Annotated in this window: 22 protein-coding genes; 20 read left to right on the top strand and 2 right to left on the bottom strand. The window is 37.9% G+C overall.

The genetic code is table 11. The features are described 5' to 3' along the window. The first annotated feature begins 243 nt into the window (after positions 1 to 243). The 4 genes from DW963_RS13435 (at position 244) to DW963_RS09005 (ending at position 3,811) form a co-directional block, all read left to right on the top strand. Entirely contained in the window at positions 244 to 438 is a 195-nt protein-coding gene (locus tag DW963_RS13435; protein WP_199669378.1) for a hypothetical protein, read from the top strand. Positions 439 to 461: 23 nt separating this feature from the next. Next, a complete protein-coding gene (locus DW963_RS09015) occupies positions 462 to 1,625 on the top strand; it encodes a S8 family serine peptidase (protein WP_286169253.1) in 1,164 nt (387 codons plus the stop codon). Next, positions 1,615 to 3,330: an ABC transporter ATP-binding protein gene (locus DW963_RS09010; protein ID WP_117915211.1), complete on the top strand. Its 1,716-nt coding sequence runs from the start codon at positions 1,615 to 1,617 to the stop codon at positions 3,328 to 3,330. Before DW963_RS09015 ends, DW963_RS09010 begins: the two co-directional genes overlap by 11 nt. 136 nt (positions 3,331 to 3,466) lie before the next feature. Then, positions 3,467 to 3,811 carry a helix-turn-helix domain-containing protein gene (locus DW963_RS09005; RefSeq protein WP_007882339.1) on the top strand — a complete coding sequence of 115 codons (345 nt, stop codon included), beginning with the start codon at positions 3,467 to 3,469 and terminating at the stop codon, positions 3,809 to 3,811. A 24-nt stretch (positions 3,812 to 3,835) separates the two neighbouring features. Here DW963_RS09005 and DW963_RS09000 read toward each other — a convergent pair whose 3' ends face one another. Next, the gene (locus DW963_RS09000; protein WP_007882340.1) at positions 3,836 to 4,069 is read right to left on the bottom strand and encodes a hypothetical protein; all 234 of its coding nucleotides are present in this window, start codon (positions 4,067 to 4,069) and stop codon (positions 3,836 to 3,838) included. A gap of 248 nt (positions 4,070 to 4,317) precedes the next feature. On the opposite strand from DW963_RS09000, the gene DW963_RS08995 reads away from it, so the two are divergent. The 16 genes from DW963_RS08995 to DW963_RS13690 all read left to right on the top strand — a co-directional run bounded on the left by DW963_RS08995 (position 4,318) and on the right by DW963_RS13690 (position 15,918). Then, positions 4,318 to 4,530, top strand: a complete 213-nt coding sequence (locus DW963_RS08995) for a helix-turn-helix domain-containing protein (protein ID WP_014081251.1) — start codon at positions 4,318 to 4,320, stop codon at positions 4,528 to 4,530. Between the two features lie 192 nt (positions 4,531 to 4,722). Further along, the gene (locus DW963_RS08990) at positions 4,723 to 5,046 is read left to right on the top strand and encodes a helix-turn-helix domain-containing protein (protein ID WP_005602820.1); all 324 of its coding nucleotides are present in this window, start codon (positions 4,723 to 4,725) and stop codon (positions 5,044 to 5,046) included. A 317-nt stretch (positions 5,047 to 5,363) separates the two neighbouring features. Continuing rightward, positions 5,364 to 5,528, top strand: a complete 165-nt coding sequence (locus DW963_RS13430; RefSeq protein WP_187307215.1) for a hypothetical protein — start codon at positions 5,364 to 5,366, stop codon at positions 5,526 to 5,528. A gap of 168 nt (positions 5,529 to 5,696) precedes the next feature. After that, the gene (locus tag DW963_RS08985) at positions 5,697 to 6,119 is read left to right on the top strand and encodes a phosphoglycerate mutase (RefSeq protein ID WP_117915209.1); all 423 of its coding nucleotides are present in this window, start codon (positions 5,697 to 5,699) and stop codon (positions 6,117 to 6,119) included. Positions 6,120 to 6,127: 8 nt separating this feature from the next. Beyond that, positions 6,128 to 6,448: a polysaccharide deacetylase gene (locus DW963_RS08980; RefSeq protein ID WP_117915207.1), complete on the top strand. Its 321-nt coding sequence runs from the start codon at positions 6,128 to 6,130 to the stop codon at positions 6,446 to 6,448. Further along, a complete protein-coding gene (locus tag DW963_RS13185) occupies positions 6,420 to 6,587 on the top strand; it encodes a hypothetical protein (RefSeq protein ID WP_155177762.1) in 168 nt (55 codons plus the stop codon). The genes DW963_RS08980 and DW963_RS13185 overlap by 29 nt, the downstream gene beginning before the upstream one ends. A gap of 5 nt (positions 6,588 to 6,592) precedes the next feature. After that, the gene (locus tag DW963_RS08975) at positions 6,593 to 6,979 is read left to right on the top strand and encodes a type II toxin-antitoxin system PemK/MazF family toxin (protein WP_117915205.1); all 387 of its coding nucleotides are present in this window, start codon (positions 6,593 to 6,595) and stop codon (positions 6,977 to 6,979) included. Positions 6,980 to 7,061: 82 nt separating this feature from the next. After that, on the top strand, positions 7,062 to 7,310 hold the full coding sequence (locus DW963_RS08970; RefSeq protein ID WP_015559318.1) for a DUF6870 family protein: 249 nt from the start codon (positions 7,062 to 7,064) through the stop codon (positions 7,308 to 7,310). 139 nt (positions 7,311 to 7,449) lie between these two features. After that, positions 7,450 to 9,141, top strand: coding sequence for a recombinase family protein (locus DW963_RS08965; RefSeq protein WP_055067728.1), 1,692 nt, complete (start codon positions 7,450 to 7,452; stop codon positions 9,139 to 9,141). 1 nt (position 9,142) lies between these two features. After that, positions 9,143 to 10,585 carry a recombinase family protein gene (locus tag DW963_RS08960; protein ID WP_286169246.1) on the top strand — a complete coding sequence of 481 codons (1,443 nt, stop codon included), beginning with the start codon at positions 9,143 to 9,145 and terminating at the stop codon, positions 10,583 to 10,585. Beyond that, the gene (locus tag DW963_RS13695; RefSeq protein WP_242853365.1) at positions 10,569 to 10,823 is read left to right on the top strand and encodes a hypothetical protein; all 255 of its coding nucleotides are present in this window, start codon (positions 10,569 to 10,571) and stop codon (positions 10,821 to 10,823) included. Before DW963_RS08960 ends, DW963_RS13695 begins: the two co-directional genes overlap by 17 nt. Continuing rightward, on the top strand, positions 10,816 to 12,366 hold the full coding sequence (locus DW963_RS08955; protein ID WP_117915203.1) for a recombinase family protein: 1,551 nt from the start codon (positions 10,816 to 10,818) through the stop codon (positions 12,364 to 12,366). Before DW963_RS13695 ends, DW963_RS08955 begins: the two co-directional genes overlap by 8 nt. Positions 12,367 to 12,589: 223 nt before the next feature. Further along, complete coding sequence (locus DW963_RS08950; RefSeq protein ID WP_117915296.1) at positions 12,590 to 12,862, top strand: AbrB/MazE/SpoVT family DNA-binding domain-containing protein; 273 nt, start codon at positions 12,590 to 12,592, stop codon at positions 12,860 to 12,862. 10 nt (positions 12,863 to 12,872) lie between these two features. Beyond that, positions 12,873 to 13,088, top strand: coding sequence for a PF20097 family protein (locus tag DW963_RS08945; protein WP_117915201.1), 216 nt, complete (start codon positions 12,873 to 12,875; stop codon positions 13,086 to 13,088). 373 nt (positions 13,089 to 13,461) lie between these two features. Beyond that, positions 13,462 to 14,097 carry a M15 family metallopeptidase gene (locus DW963_RS08940; protein ID WP_117915199.1) on the top strand — a complete coding sequence of 212 codons (636 nt, stop codon included), beginning with the start codon at positions 13,462 to 13,464 and terminating at the stop codon, positions 14,095 to 14,097. A gap of 282 nt (positions 14,098 to 14,379) precedes the next feature. Continuing rightward, on the top strand, positions 14,380 to 15,918 hold the full coding sequence (locus DW963_RS13690; protein ID WP_286169243.1) for a right-handed parallel beta-helix repeat-containing protein: 1,539 nt from the start codon (positions 14,380 to 14,382) through the stop codon (positions 15,916 to 15,918). 126 nt (positions 15,919 to 16,044) lie between these two features. Here the strand turns inward: DW963_RS13690 and DW963_RS08930 are convergent, their stop codons facing one another. Then, positions 16,045 to 17,286, bottom strand: coding sequence for an MATE family efflux transporter (locus DW963_RS08930; protein WP_353652798.1), 1,242 nt, complete (start codon positions 17,284 to 17,286; stop codon positions 16,045 to 16,047). Between the last annotated feature and the right edge of the window lie 178 nt (positions 17,287 to 17,464).

The raw sequence follows: 17,464 nt of genomic DNA, 5'->3' as shown, positions 1-17,464 counted from the left end.
ATGTATGCGCGCCATGGGCGCGCTCTAATGGGTGAAAGGTCCCGAACATGCCCAGGTAGTGGGAAATGTATAGCTGAACAGCAAGGGTGTTCACCGTGAGGTGAAATCTGAAGGAAGTCGTTGGCAAATCTCTGGTCCGACGGACAGAAACCGCATACAAGGCTAGGCTACGAGAGATAAGTTGGCATAAAGCAACGAAGTCTAATAGCTACCACATTTGTAGTAGCAGAGTAAATGCAGCGGATGAATAAATTAAAGATTGCAGTATTAGATAATGGTGTAGACGAAAAATTGCTTGCATTATGTGGATTACCCGATATAATTCAGCAGAACAAAGGAAATATCAGTGATGAGGAGGATTTGTTTCTGCATGGGACAAATTGTGCCATGATCATAGGCTTAATTGTGCCGACGCAGAATTATACAGTTATAAACTGATTGATAATACAGGAAAAGGAAATGTGGATGATCTGAAATCAGCGTTTGACTGGTGTCTGATGAACAATATAAGACTTGTCAATCTGAGTTTTGGAACTACACATTTTAAGGACAAAGGAATAATTCGGCAGTTGGTAAATCAATATGCCAATAAGGGACTTATCATAATTGCGGCAACTGCTAACAGTGGGTATACGGCTTTCCCGGCATCCTTTTCAAATGTTATCGGAGTAAAAGCAAAAGATACATTTAACATTGATGCGGAAGGTTTGCGGGATAAAGGTGTGGATTTTGCAGCTCCATCGGAACACAAAATCTGGTTTGGAGGAAACGATATAACGCTTCAGAAAAGTAACAGCTATGCGGCACCTTATGTAACAGCAATGGCTGGAAGGTTAATGATGGAACAGTCATGGATCAATAATGTATGGCAGATTAAGAAGCATTTATACCAGAAATTCAGGGGAAAATGTGTACAATATATTCCGGATTGGATAGAAAAAGGATGGATTGCCGGAAAGGTATTAAAGAGTAAGGCAGAGGTTTATTTTGAGGTAGCTGCAAAGGAAGAAGCAGACACTGTAATTTTGTATGATAAAAATGAGTTTAATGAATACAGGGAGAAGCACATTGTGTATCTTGGCAATGAAATAGCAGAGCAGCCGGATACACAGTGCTTTTTCTGGAGCAGAAGAAACAGAAAAGAACAGATCTTATGTTCAAGGATAAAGAAGGAGAGCATCAATATACCTGTCATACTTATAAAAAGTGATAAAGAGCAGGATCAGATATGGTGGCTTACGGAATTAAGAAAGTGTTTTGAAGCAGAGGGCTATAATGCGTATGCTATTTCCACTGAACAGGAGAGCGTATTGTATGATTTAGAATATATCCCTTTTGCTGTTGATGAAGATATAAGTAATAAGATTGGTGATTTCCTGTATTGGCAGACTTATTACAACCAGTCTGATTTGATTATTTGTGGAATACAGGAAAAAGAAAGCATCGGTGTGGAAGCCGATATATTTGTAAGAATAGAAAATGGGAAGAAGCAGACAGGAATACAAATTTATTGCGACAAAATAAAAAAGACACAGATGTGTTTTGGAACCCTCGGAGAGCAGCAGATAAAGAAAGTATATGATTGTTTGCTTACAATCCTGACGGAGGATGAAGATGAGGAATAAAGAAGCAGTAAAGAAACTGCTGGGGCTGCTAAAGGATTATAGAAAAATAATTGCACTGATTATTGCATGTCTGCTCATTTCAACGGGATTGAATATGTGTATTCCGTTATTAAACCGAGGGATTATGGACTATGGTTTCATAGGCGGAGACAAAGAACTGCTTATAAAACAGGTAATATGCTCATTGCTTATTTATATGATTATAGCAGTTATAGATATTATAAAAGAAAAGAAACGGGTAGATATATCTGCGAATATACAATATTCTTTATCGGAACAGTCGTTTAAGCATCTGATGAAAATAAAAGCGGATTATTTCACCAATAGAAATTATGCGGAAATCCTAAATAACATAAATGTGGATATAGGCAACATGACTTCTATTGCAGATGAGGGTGTGTTTTTTGTCGTCACCCAGGCATTCAGCATGGTAGGTGGAATCATCGGGCTTTTTATCCTGGATTACAGAATGACACTCATGGTACTTCTTTTTGTTCCGGTAAAAGCGGTTATTATGAAGCATTTTGCAAAGAAGCGAAAAAGAATCATGGACGAGTTTATTACAGAAAGCGAGAAATATGCCGGATGGTTTGGAGACACTGTTGGCGGTGTAAGGGAAGTAAAGCTTTTTGGAATACTGGAAAATAAGAGAGCCGAATTTGCTGACAGACAGCTTTCTGTAATCAATAAACAGAAAAAGATGAATATGCTTGCCCAGTGGAACGGCATAACGGATAACATTATCGTACATCTGCTGACCAGCCTGATATATATTATTGGTGCAAATCTTGTTTTTGATATGCAGCTTTCAGTAGGAAGTGTGTTTGCGTTTATTACATATAGTGCGTATGTGACAGGACCTATTTCAGCAATACTCAATATCGGGTATCTTTTGTCAGGAATTATTCCTTCAACAAAGCGGTATTATGAGTTTATGGCACTTGAAGAAGAAAAGGGAAATGAGGAGAGTATGACAGAGCCTTGCTTCGGTGGTCTGGAATTACAGAATCTTTCTTTTTCATATGAAAAGGACAAAGCGGTATTGTCTGATGTTAATATATCTTTTCCTAAGGGAAGTAAAACGGTGCTGATTGGTCGGAATGGTTCGGGAAAAAGCACACTGATAAGTCTGTTGCTGCAATTATACCAACCTACAAGTGGTAAAATAACATTATGCGGTACGGATATTTCGGAACTTGTATTGAAGGATTATAGAAACATGGTTTCGGTGGTAAGTCAGGATATCTATCTGTTCAATTCATCGATAAGGGATAATATCTGTATGTATAAAGATATAGATGATAAGTTCATTATGGAAGCCTGTAAAGATAGTGGACTTGCTGATTTTATTTCTGGGGTGTCATTGGATTATGTGGTAGGACAGAATGGGGCAATGCTTTCCGGAGGACAGAAACAGAAAATTGCACTGGCAAGGGCGTTGGTGCATAACAGTCCGGTTATTATATTTGATGAAGCCACATCTAATACAGATGTGTATTCTGAACATCAGATTAACGGACTGCTCCATACGAAACTGAAAGAAAAGACGGTCATAATCATTACCCACAAACAGGAGATATTAAAAGAAGCAGATCAGATTATCATGCTGAAAGATGGTGCTGTTGTTGGAAGTGGAGTCTATGATGATTTGTCAAAAGATAATCTGGAATTTAAAAATATGCTGAAAATGGGAGAAAAATATTGAATAATACATTGCCATGAATTGACAGGAGATAGTAAAATCTGCAAAGTATTACATGAAAATGGCAAATGGTTACAGATTGCCAGACACCATAATAATTTCTGATATAATGCGATAAGTCAGAAAGGATGATGGGGCTATGGGGAAAAGAGAGCACATATACAAAATTATTGCAGAGAATATCAGAAAAGAACGAAGAAGGCTTGGAATTACGCAGGCAGAGCTTGCAGAACGGGCAGATGTATCATTGGATACTATCAAAAGTGTTGAAAATGGCAGAAGGGCAATGAGTCTTGATACATATTTGAATATTGTTCATGCATTGGAGTCATCGCCTATGGTTCTGATGAGCCAGCAGCACCCTAAGAAGCACATTGAGCGTTTTGCATTTATGATGAATCGGTGCGACGAAAGAGAAATAGAATTTGCATTACATATGATTGAACAAATATTAAGAGGACAGGAAGATTATCTGAGTGAATAGATGGGTAGTTATCCTGTCCTTTGTCTATGACTCTTTTGCAAATTTTTCAGCGAGATGGTATATGATTTCTTCAATGGTGGGAGTATCATTTTCACATGGAAAGTCTGTCCAGAAGCGTTGCATTTGTGGATCAGGGCTTTTTAAAGCAATGGAAACTGCCCGTCCAATTTCCTGTTGGACTTCTTCTTTTGTGATTCCTTCTTTTTCGGCAATGATTTCTAAATATTTATCAACAGAGTATGTGCTTTTATCATTCATAGTGTTGTTGTGAATCCTTTCTGAGAAGGGTATCTACGGGCAAATTGTCAGGTGCTTGAATTGTCCCGGTTGAATACCATAAAAGTAAAACAGATAATCCGTTCTATATTACATAATAACCTTGAGGGCTGTTTTCTATGCAGATTATGGCTATTTTCTATTCTATCATACACATACAGTATGGTGCATACACGCACCATATCATTATAGGACACTCTTGCGTAGAATACAAGGAGGAGGTCTTTGTAATGATAGTATATGACAGGTTATGGATCACACTCAAGAAGAAAAATATTAGCCAGTATGCACTAATTAAAGATTATGGAATAGATAAAGCACAGTTACAGCGATTGCGAAAGAATATGGTCGTAAAAACGGTAATCCTTAACAGATTATGTTCCATACTTGATTGTAAGATAGAGGACATCATGGAGTTTGTGCCGGATGAGGATATTAAGTAAAGAGATATTTCCAAAATGTAATGAGAGTTTGGAAATATCTCTTTTTTAATCCGCAAATATTTATATTCTTGGTATTAAGGTGTACAATATTCCACCTGAAATAGCTGGTTTAGTCACTCTTACAAAAGATTCGCTTACGGTACAATAAATATAGCTTAAGCAAATATATAAGGTGCCGGAAAAGAGTGGAAGGTGTACTACGATATTGTTAATAGTGGAGAAAGAATAAAAGAGTTGCGTGCGGCAAGAAGAATGACAAGACAGCAGCTTGCCGAGCAGATTGGATTGTCAGTGGATGCTCTGCGGAAAATTGAAGCTGGTGTAAATGGAGCAAAAATAGATACGTTGATTAGTATTGCTGAATTGTTTCATATAACGTTGGATTATCTTGTGTGTGGGTGTGAAAGAAAGGCAGAAGTCGATGATCTGCTGGTTGGTCTGAAGGAGAAGGAAGTACAGTTTATCCGGAATATGGTATTAAATGCCGTTGACAATATGAAACTTCTGACAGAATAAAAAAGTCGGATTGCATTTTGATGATGCAGTCCGGCTTTTTTTATAAGAATTTGGAACAGGTGGGAGTGTTACTCTTAGTTCAAAAGAGTGTCGGTTACTGTAGAAGATGCGTGGTGTCAGTTATACTCTGTTCAGGTTCTGAGAAAAGAACCGTTGAATATTGAAAACAGAATAGGACACGCATATCCCACGAGCTTATATCGCCTTGTCTATGACAGGGTGGCAGAATCCCATTTCGTGCGATGACTATCCTCAGAGCTGTAGCCGATTATGAGAAACGTAACAGCAGGAGCCTTTAAGGATAAGAGCAGAGGGTTGTGCCTACCGGGTTAGCAGCCGGAGGTAATGAGATAATAAGTGCACCTGAATTTCAGCAAAACGCATTTTCAGAGAGTGGCTACTTTCGTAAGTATGGATGGGCAGGAAACTACGAAGTGTTTGTGGCTGGCAAAGGATATGTTACCCGATACGGGGATGGTTAAGAAACCGGGAAGATAGTATTTTATCTTCCCACACAAACTGATTTATGGTCACCGACAGAAAAGAAATGTTTAGGTGTGATGGTGTGGAGAGTACAGATAAGTCAGCTTATGTGAGGAGATAAAGTGCGCACAGTATCAAATCAATATTATTTATAAGGAGATTTTAAGATGGAAAGAGCAATTATATATTATGCAAAAACAGGATTAGAGGCTACAGATCATTTTGTGCCGAAGTTGCTTGAAAAGTATTGTAAGGATAATGGCTATGAAATTGTAGCTATGCTTTCAGAGCCTGCTTCTACAGAAGGAGTTTCATTTCCGATGAAATATGCCATTATCGGTTTAAATATGGAAGAAGATGTTAATACAATCATAACACTTTCAAAGGATATGATTGGTGCAACAGATGAGACCGTTATTGATACACTTGGAAAACTCAGCGAATATGATATCTATGTGGAGGATATTAATGGAGAACTTGAAGAGTGTTATGAGATGATGTACAAAGAGCCCGTTCAGGAAAGTGATATAAGAGGGCTGGTGCTTGATACGGTATCAAAGTTCTATCATAACATCAGGGACGGCAGATAGGAGGCAATATGCAGGATTCCAAAGAAAAGCAGTGTCTGATATTTGTAAGGAATAATGCAAATGATACAGCTGGCCGTATCGAGGCATATGCAAAAAAGTCCGGCATGGAAGTTGTTGAGACAGTTTTCAATACAGATAAAAAAGCGGTTGAACGATTAAGATATTATATTGAAAGAGATGCCATTATCTGTGTGCTGGTAAGAGATGTGGTAGACATTTCAATGGAACTTAATGAGATTAAAGCTGTAATGACACTTGCAGCGGAACATGGAATCAGTATTAATGCAGAGAGCAGGGGCTATGAACCTGCTCTCATTTCTTTTGAATGATATGACAGAAGAAAATAGAAAATTAAAACTGATTATATTTCCGGGCGAAACAGTAGTGATTGATGAATATGGGAAACGGATTGTTGCCTGTCCGACAGAGGATGAGGCAGAAGAATATATCAGGGAACAGGAGGAATGACATAGATGAAACTGAACAGGGGCGATATTGTTATTGCAAATCTGGAGTCAGTAAGTAAAGGGAGCATTCAGAAGTATACAAGACCTTATATTATTATCTCAAATAACAAGGCAAATCAGTATTCACCGGTTGTCACAGCAGTAGCCATGTCCACAAAAACATGGAAAAAGAAATATCTGCCAACCCACTGTCTAATACCGGCTGTAAAGGTAAAGGTTACTGACACAGATTTTGAGGTATTTGACAGTATGGCATTATGTGAGCAGATTGTATCCATTGATGTAAATGTCCAGATTGAGAGGGTAGTTGCTTCAATTTCAGATACGGAACTACTTGATAAGATTACTGAATGTGTAAAAATCCAGATTGGGGCATATGAAAAGTACAATTAAATATTACCGGGGCATTTGCTCCGGGTTACATAGCCACCTGTATTTTATGGGTGGTATTTTTACTGAAAGGGGGATAGATTTTATGACAGCAGAAGAATACAGAGCATTGCTTGATACTGATTTTAGTGATGTCAAGATTAATGAAATGCCCGATATGGCATCTTATCATGCTGATCTGAATGATACGATTGAAAAGAGACAGCAGAAGTTTATAAGAAAAGTTGGAAATCCCTATATGATGAGAGTGGGGAAGATGAAAGTTAAAGTAAGCTTTGCCAATAATGGAGTTTCCATAGAAGAAGCTTTCAAGAATATGCTGCTTACAGTTTAGAATCTTTTTTCAGAATCATATGGAAAATGAAAGGGAGTTGTGCTATGATATGTTCAAGGACTAAATGAATATGGCATAACTTCCTTTGATATTTTAGTTGGGTACATCTGACGTAGAATATTTAAAGGAGTGTTGCGATATGAGTAAACAAATCTCAAAAATCTATCATGCAGCCATCTACGTTAGATTATCTAAGGAGGATGGCGATGTTTCTACCAGCGCAAAAGCTGAGAGTAATAGTATTTCAAATCAAAAGGATTTCATCCGAAATTTCCTTGCAGACAAAAAAGACATTAGAATAGTTAAAGAATATGTGGATGATGGTTATTCCGGCTCTAATTTTGACCGTCCGTCTTTTCAGACGATGATGGAAGATATTAAGCGAGGAGTAATTGATTGTGTGGTGGTAAAGGATCTTTCACGTTTTGGACGTGAGTATATTGATTCAGGTCGATACATCGAAAGATTATTTCCGGCTCTTGGTGTAAGGTTTATTGCAATCAATGATAACTATGACAGTGTGACTGGAAAGTCACAGGGTGATGAGATTATTATTCCGTTTAAAAACCTGATCAATGATGCATATTGCAGGGATATCAGTATAAAGATACGAAGCCATTTGGATGTAAAGAGAAAAAATGGTGAGTATATCGGTGCATTTGTTCCCTATGGGTATGAAAAATCGGATGATGATAAACATAAGCTGGTTATTGATATTTATGCAGCCGGTATTGTGAAGGAAATTTTTCGGCTAAAGCTTCACGGAATGAGTCAGGATGCAATAGCAACACAGTTGAATAATGAGGGTGTGCTTGCACCTATGGAATATAAGCAGAGCACAGGGAGCGGTTATCAGACCGGATTTTTGCAGAATGAAAAATCGGTATGGAGTTCAGTCACGGTCCGCAGGATTCTTGAAAATGAGATTTACATTGGAAATCTTGTTCAAGGCAAAAGAACGACACCAAATCATAAAGTGAAGCAGGAGGTTGTTAAGCCGGAATCTGACTGGATAAGAATCGAAAAAAATCATGAGCCGATTATTAGTGACAGGGATTTTGAGATTGTTCAAAGGTTGTTGGGAATGGATACGAGAATATCTCCGGATTCAGATATGGTCTATAATCTTTCAGGTATTGCAGTATGTGCAGACTGTGGTTCACCAATGACAAGAAAAATTACAACAGCAGGTGATAAGAAATACGCTTACTATATCTGCTCTAATCATAAATTGACAAAGCAGTGTTCACAGCACTCAATATCAGTATCGTTATTAGAGGATACGGTGCTTGAAATGTTAAAGCTTCATATCAAAAACGTAATGAATCTGGAAGAAATACTTGATTATATTGGAACAATTCCTTTCCAGCAGCTTGATGTAAAAAGTCTTGAAGCAAGAAAACAGAAAAAACTTGAGGAAGTTGAGAAGTGTAAAAGACTGAAAACTTCACTGTATGAAGATATGAAGGACGGAATTCTTACTAAAGAAGAATATCTTGAACTTCATGAGGCATATCTGAAAAAAGCAAAAGAGGGAGAAGAAATAATTCGCCAGATTGAGAGAGACATTGCTTTAATTTTTGAGGAGAAGGATGATAAGCATCTCTGGATGAATTATTTTACCGAATACAAGGATATTAAGGAACTGACCAGGGACGTGGTTGTAAAACTGATTTCTGAGGTAAGGGTTTCAGAGAATAAAGAGATTGAAATCGTATTTGACTTTGATGATTGTTATAAGAAGTTATTAGAATCAGTCGAAAAACTTGGTTATCAAGTAGATAAAGAACCGGGTGGACAATTAAATATCAGCAGAAGGGAGGCTGTGTAATATGGCAAGAAAAAGCAGAAAAAATATGATGCTACAGGAAAACACAGCCTTACCGGATAAAGAGAAGAAGGTACTTTTTAAGGCTGGATTATATGCAAGACTGTCCCATGAAAAGGAAGAGAACATTGAGAGAGGGACAATCGAAACACAGATGGAACTTATGAAGAATTATGTCAAAGATCACGAAGATATTGTAATTGAAGAGGAATATTATGATGCTTCCTTTACCGGTACTAATTTTGAAAGACCGGATTTTAAGCGAATGCTTGAGGATGCAAAAACAGGAAGAATTAACTGTATTATTGTTAAGGATTTATCGAGACTTGGAAGAAATTATGTGGAGATGGGGAACTACATTGAAAGAGTGTTTCCTTTTCTCAATGTAAGATTCATTGCTGTTACGGATGATTTTGACTCGTTCAGACCGGGCACAGACCTTATGATGCCTTTGAAAAATATCGTAAATGAGTTTTATGCAAAGGATATTTCCAAGAAAGTTTCAACTGCACATCGTAGAAAATGGACTACTGATGAATATATGTGCGGTTTTGCTCCATATGGATATCTGAAATCCAAGACGGAGAAGAACAGAATTGTTGTGGATGAAGCAACTGCTGGAAATGTCAGGCTTATTTATAAATTGTTTTTAGATGGCAAAGGTTACACACCAATTGCAAAATATCTGAATGAGCAGGGAATAATGTCACCATTGATGTATTTAAAATCTCTTGGTTATCAGCAGAATGTAAGAACCAATGGTGTATGGACCAAAACAACAGTCAAGTCAATACTGACAAATCAGGCTTATATTGGTTCGGCGGTGCATGGGAAAGTAGTAATTGAGAAATACAATAATATTCCACTCCATGCAACAGATCCAAGTGAATGGGTCGTTGTTGAAAATACGCATGAGCCGCTTATCGACAAAAAGACATTCGAAAAGGTACAGGAAAGAGTAAAGGAAATCTCGGATGCTTATTTTGCAAAAGAGTTTACAAAACACCCACCTAATGAAATGAATCTGCTAAAGGGAAAAATCGTATGCGGAGACTGTGGCAAGGGAATGAGACTTTCTCCAAGAACAACAAAATCGTATGTATATTTTTGTGGAACTTTTTCAGATGGTATTAATCCGGCATGTTCAAGACACAAAATTGATCAGGAGGAAGTCAACAAAGCTGTCTTTGCTCAGATTTCAAATCATATGCGTTGCTGTATTGACGCATTAAAAGTGATACGGGAATTAAATGCAAGAAGCAGCGGACTGAAAAAATACGATGTGTATGAAAAAGCCATTACCAGACAGCGCAGGGAACTGGAGAAAGTAAACCGCAAGTTCTCTGAGTTATATGGAGATTACTCAGAACATTTGATTAATGAGAGCGAATATCTGACATTAAAACAGCAGTATCTTCTAAAAGCAGAGCTTGAAGAAGGAGATTGATAATCTTTTAGTATCTCAGAACCTGTATTCAAAGAATTATAAGATTGATGAAGACTGGGAAAACCTTATCAATAAATATCTGAAATGCAGAAAGCTTAACAAAGAGCTGGCAGATGCATTTGTTGACAAGGTACAGGTGTTTGAAGATGGAAGAATTTCCGTAAATCTGGTGTATGATGATTGCCTGGAAGAACTGTTACAGGTAAAGAATAAGAGAGAAGGTGATTTGTATGAGTAAGATAACTGCTATGTATATTCGCCTTTCTATGGAAGATGAGGATGTATCATTAAATCAGAAGGAAGAGAGTAACAGTGTATCCAGTCAGAGAGAATTGTTAGAATCATTTATTGGCAATCATTCGGAGCTTAAGGATACGAAGGTACAGGAATACTGTGATGATGGATTTACCGGAACAAAATTTGAAAGACCAGGCTATATGAAGCTTATGGAGGATGTCCGAGCTGATAAAATATCCTGCATTGTTGTAAAGGATTTATCCAGACTCGGAAGGGATTATATTGAAGTCGGTAGTCTTCTGGAGCAGATACTTCCACTTTATCAGGTACGAGTTATTGCAGTTAATGACAATTATGACAGCGATAACTATGATGGTTCGACGGGCGGTATGAATGTTGCGTTTAAGAACTTAATCTATATGCTTTATAGCAGGGACTTGTCTAATAAAGTCAGTTCTGCAATGCACACAAGGATACTGAAAGGTGAGAACATCAGTGGTCAGTTAAGGTATGGATATGTCAAAGACCCAAATGATAAGCATAAGATTATTGTGGATCCGGAAGCAGCAGAAGTGGTTAAGCTGATATTTGAACTGACCGCACAGGGCAAAAGTAAAACGGAAGTGGCAAATTATCTGAATGCTCAGGGTATTGATACACCATCCGCATACAAAAAGAGAAAAGGAAGCAGAAACTTTTTCCATGCAGTTGAAGTAAAAAGTCTGTGGAGTACTTCTTCTATCCGGGATATATTAAACGATGAAGTTTATCTTGGAAAACTGATATGGAATAAAACAAAGAAGAGGGTAGGCAGCAATAACACTTCAAGCTATGTTCCTAAAGACGAATGGATGGTGATAGAAAATTGCCATGAACCCATTATTACTCAGGAATTATTTGATATGGCACACGCTAATTCAAAAAAATGTGTTCGTTCAAAGCGTGGTAAGAGAAACTATAATCCATTTTATTATTGTGGTGTGTGTGGCAGAGCTTTAGCACCCAGCAAAAGGGTAAAAGGTGACATTCTTCTTTGTTACTCGTCCAGAATTGAGGAAAATTCTCCATGCAAAAGCAACAGGGTGGAAATTGCCAAGGTTGAAGATGCAATCATGAAAACTGTAAATATGTATGCAACAGTTTATCTGGATGAGAAAGGAATAAAGAGAGCCGGTAAATCGAAAGAAGTATCTCCGGAAGAAAAGATTGCAACACTTGAAAAGAAGGTGAAGAGCCTCAGCAGTAAAAAGATGATGTTGTATTCTGATTATAAGGATGACAAGCTCACAAGAGAAGAGTATGTCAAGCGTTCAAAGGCGATGGTGGAGCAGATTGATGAATTGCATCAGGAAATCGAACAGCTTAAAACAGAAATACCGCCAGAAGATAATTCTTCTAGTAAGTTTGAGACACAGTTAGAAAGTATCATCAATATGGAATCTTTTGACAGAGAGAAAATCCAGAAGGTAATCAAAAAAGTGATTATCAATGGAGAGGACAATATAGAGATTGTATGGAATACAGATGATCCATTTTTCAAGTAAGATGGATGGTTACAGAGTTTGGAGTGCCGAGAAAATGTGGCACTCCTTTCTTCTGCAAGTATAAATATTGCTTTCAATATACTGCAATAGCAGGTATAATGGGAAGTGATATTTGAGGGTACAAAAAAATCAATTTTTTTTTGGTCTGGGGTTGACACGAGCAGGTGAAACAATTCCCGATATTGAAAAATGCGGCAGACTTGCAGAATTTTATGGCGTGACGATGGATTCCTTAATAAAGGACGATGTGCAGCTTGAAGGGCAGAAGATGGCGCCGGCACCCAAAGGCAAACACATGTGGGGTGTTGTCACAGTGAATGACCGCGGTCAGATAGTTATTCCTAAAGAGGCTAGAGAGACTTTTGGACTGGTGAATGGCAGCAGGCTGGTTGTGCTTGGCGATGACAATGAGGGCATAGCGCTTGTTAAAGCGGAGCAGTTTGAAGAAAAACTTAGCATGGCAATGTCGGTTCTTAGTAAAGATATTAAGGAATGAGGTGTTATGTATGATTTGTCCAAAATGTAATAAGGAAATGCGAAAAGGATACCTTTTCAGCAGTAAGGACGGTGCATTCAGCTTTGCCGATGAAGTGCCTGGAGTATTTACAAATGCGAGAACAGCCAAAGGATTTGTTGAAATCACACCGCTTAAGGCGAACCACAGAACGAAAGTGGAAGCTTGTATATGTGAGAATTGCAGGATAGTTGAATTTGAGTACTAAGTATCTGCTGGATTCTGTGCGTATTAATAAGAAAAACCTACGAATTGATGATGCATTGTCAATTTAGTGGGTCAAATCTGAGAAAGATTTCAAGCTTTCAAAAGAAAATGCCTACTATATCGGGAGATTACCTGTTTGTAGTAGGTTTATTTTTTATATTAAAACGACTGTTAATATAGACAAGACCTATTGTCAGTGTAAAAAGCCCACTAATACTTCTTTTATATGTAATCTAGTAGGCTTTTCCTGTAGGTTGCTTTCGCAAACATGTTTTATAGACATACTCAATCTATATTTTGTTACACGTTGGTAGGTCTTATGATAAAATATCTCATATAATGAAGCTACAACCAGAAAAGTAAAGGAGTCACATATGAACACACAGTCATTTACACAATCACCAATTCCAGACGACATATTTGCAAAGATGCAGGGGAAATCATTTAAGGACAACTGCACCGTTCCAAGAGAAGATTTGCGGTATCTTAAAGTTTTGCATGTCGGATTTGATGGGAAAACGCACACAGGTGAGCTGGTTGTGAACAGGCTGATTGCTGATGATGTGCTTGATATATTTAAGCAGCTTTACGAGGCTGGCTATGAGATTGAAAAAATCAGACTTATTGATGAATATGATGCTGATGACGAGAAGTCAATGAGTGATAATAATTCTTCAGCATTTAATTTCAGATACATTTCCTATTCAACGAAGCTGTCAAAGCATGCGTTAGGGCTGGCGGTTGACATCAACACGCTTTATAATCCTTATGTGAAATATGTTGATGGCAGAAGAAATGTAGAGCCTGCCAATGCTGAAAAGTATACAGACAGAAGCATTGAATTTCCACACAAAATCGACCATGACGATTTGTGCTATAAGGTGTTTGCAGAACATGGATTTGAGTGGGGCGGCGACTGGGAACATGCAAAAGATTACCAGCATTTTGAGATGCCAGATGAGTGGATTGAGAAAAGTTCGTGCAGAAAAATGTTGACCATATCCTCTTAAAGGAATCAAATATTTTACATAGGATAACCACTTTCACATCAAGGTAAGTGACAATAAATCAGTTTTTGAGTAAAAATGTATCAATAAAACGGCGTATTTCAGAATGTGCTATACAAAATGCACAAACGCTTGCGTAAATCTTTGTAATTTTAAGCCATTTCATTTTTATCCATATTGTGGTATTTTTAGCAACAGAGGCGATTTATTTTGCATGATATAGGACACTGCCAGCAAAATAACGCCTCTTTTGCTATTTAATCTATAATGTTTGGGAGGTTAATCATGATTAAGAAGGCAAGAAGGGTTTTTGCAGCTGTTGTTGCGGTATTATTAGTATGTTTTACAGCAGCACCAGTGTTGTCAGCTAATGCGGCAACACAGAATTCATGGAATTTCAAGAATTCTAATTTTAAGAAGTTAGGAACTATTAAATCAAGTACTACAGTAGACGGACTTGGTCTTATGGCAACAAGCAGTAAGAATATGAAGGTTAAGGCGGAATCTGTAACAGTAGATGGCACAGCATATACATATTGTCTGGCTCTTTCTGGTACAGGCACTCCATCATACCGTTCAGTTAAGGTACCGGTGTCAGGTTCTGATACAATAAAGGTAGTGTTAAGAAGCAGTGGAAGCTCTACCCGTAATTTAATCGTAGCTGATTCTAATGGAAAGAAGCTTGGAACTATTGCAGCTAATAAGACAGCTTCTTTAGGAACATATTCATATTCAGGTTCTAAGGGATACATATATCTGTATTCAGAGAACAGCGGAATCAACATTTACAAAGTACAGGTTGATTCTAATGGCAGCTCATCATCTGGTTCTTCATCAGGAAGTTCATCAGGTTCAGGCAGCTCTTCATCAGGAAGCAGCTCATCTTCAGGTTCATCAACAGGTTCATCTGTATCAGGTAATTATGTGGTTAAGGCTGGTGGAATGTCTTTAGCAGATGCACTTAAGAAGGCTAAGTCAGGACAGACAGTAGTTATTGATGGAACAGTTAAGTCCGGAGCTGTTTCACTTCCAGCAGGTGTTAATCTTACAGGAAAGAATAATGCAACAATAGATTTCTCACAGACAAGCGGAAGTTCAGGAAGAGGAATTACATTATCAGGTAATGGAAGCACACTTTCTAACATTACAGTTAAGAATGCTTCTGATAATGGAATCTTTATTTCAGGTTCTAATAATACATTAAAGTATGTAACATGCTGCTATAATGAAGATGCAGGTTTTCAGGTAAGCAACGGAGGAGCTTATAACAAGTTTTATAATTGCAAGTCTCATCATAATGCAGATGCTAAGGGTGAGAATGCTGATGGTTTTGCAGTAAAACTTCATTCAGGTGAAGGCAATTATTTTGAAAACTGTGTAGCTGAATACAATAGTGATGATGGCTGGGATTGTTATGCAGCTCATGGAGCAGTAACACTTGTAAACTGCCAGGCTAACTACAATGGATACTGTGACGGAATATATGGTGATGGTAACGGATTTAAGATGGGTGGAGTAGATAATAAAACACCAGGAAAGGCAGCTCACCTTGATCCTCTTAACCATAAGCTTATAGGCTGTACTGCTAAAGGTAATTATGCTAATGGTTTCGATAGAAACAACCAGAGTGGTGTTGTAACAATGAAGAATTGTATTTCAGATTCTAATAAGGGTAATAATTATCACTGGCCACTTACAGGAAAACCATCTGCACTTGGTTATAAAGTAACATTTGGCAAGGCTATTATTGAGGATTGTACTAATATTAATGGAAAAGTTAATATTACAGGAGCAACTCTTAAGGGTAACTGTAAGGGATTCTAGAATAATGGCTGATTGTAATAATATGGTTTACAATACAATATTATAATTTATAAAAAAATAATAAAACGCATGTCCGATTTTTTCAATCTGGCATGCGTTTTTTATCGTTAATCCAATTCGTTAAGATCAGTCAATTATATGATGATTAAGCCATCTGCGGGAGTGGAAACGTATAGTGAACACGATACCGCGGACAGTCCAGTCGGCAAACATTCCAATCCATACAGCAATAGGACCAAAACCATATACACGGCATAAGAATATAGTAAAGCTTACACGGCATAACCACATGCTTGCACATGATGTTATCATTGAAAATTTCACGTCTCCGGCAGCACGCATTCCGTACGCAGGAATGAATGACAATACCCATGATATTGGCTTGGTTATTGTTATGAAAAGAGTCATCTCAAAACACATTCTTGCACTTTCTGCTTCCATTCCACCGAGTATGGTAATCGGCCGGCACAATGCAAATACAATAAGACAGCTTATAATAATAGCAGCTTCAGCCATTTTACTGAGCTTCTTTATATAGTATATGGCTTCATCTTTTCTTCCGGCACCAATACACTGGCCAACTATAGTCATAAGTCCGATTCCTACACCCTGTGCAGCAACGCCGTTAAGGTTTTCCAGAATATTGGTCACAGCATTTGCAGCGATGGCAGCAGTTCCGAGCGTTGAAACTGTTGACTGGATTGCCAGCTTTCCAAACTGGAACATGCTGTTTTCAATACCTGAAGGAATACCGATATATAGGACTTTCTTAATTAAATCCCAGTCGGGGCGGATTGTGTAATATCTGTTAACGCATATGGTCTGTGACGGATTTCTTAATTTAATAATTACAACAACTGCACAGAAAACTCTTGATACAAGTGTTGATATTGCAGCTCCCGCAACGCCCATTCCAAGTCCGAATATAAGAATTGCATTACCACCTATATTAAGAAAGTTGGATATTATGGATATTGTCATAGGGCTTTTGCTGTCCTTCTGGGCTCTCATAATGGACGCACCGGCGTCATACAGGCCAATGAATGGAAATGACAACAGAGTAAAAAGGAAGTATGCCTGTGAATCAGCCATAACCTCAGCTTCTACAGAACCAAAGATGAACTTAAGCATCGGAACACGAAGAACGAGGCATATTGCAGATATCAATACTGACAGCACTGTCATGACAAGAAATACCTGTCTTGCAGCGCGGTTTGCACCTTTAGGGTTGCTACTTCCTATGTACTGGGAACACAGGATTGCACCTCCGGCAGCAAGTGCTGACAAGGCCTGTATTACAAGAATATTGATGGAATCAACAAGCGATACTGCTGAAACAGCAGATGCACCTACATTACTTACCATCATAGTATCAACAGTTCCCATAAGTGAAGCTAAGAGATTTCCAGCATGATAGGAATAAGAAGTTTCCTTATATCTACATTAGAAAAAATGTGGTCAGAATTATTAGTCATTGAAATTACTCCATAATATTTTACAAAACTAAAAATTGCAACTAACATAAATTTATTCCTAAGTAACAGAA

Origin of the sequence: Eubacterium sp. AM46-8 (assembly GCF_003466705.1) — a bacterium.
Taxonomy (GTDB): domain Bacteria; phylum Bacillota; class Clostridia; order Lachnospirales; family Lachnospiraceae; genus Lachnospira.
This window is presented reverse-complemented; position numbering and strand designations above follow the sequence as displayed.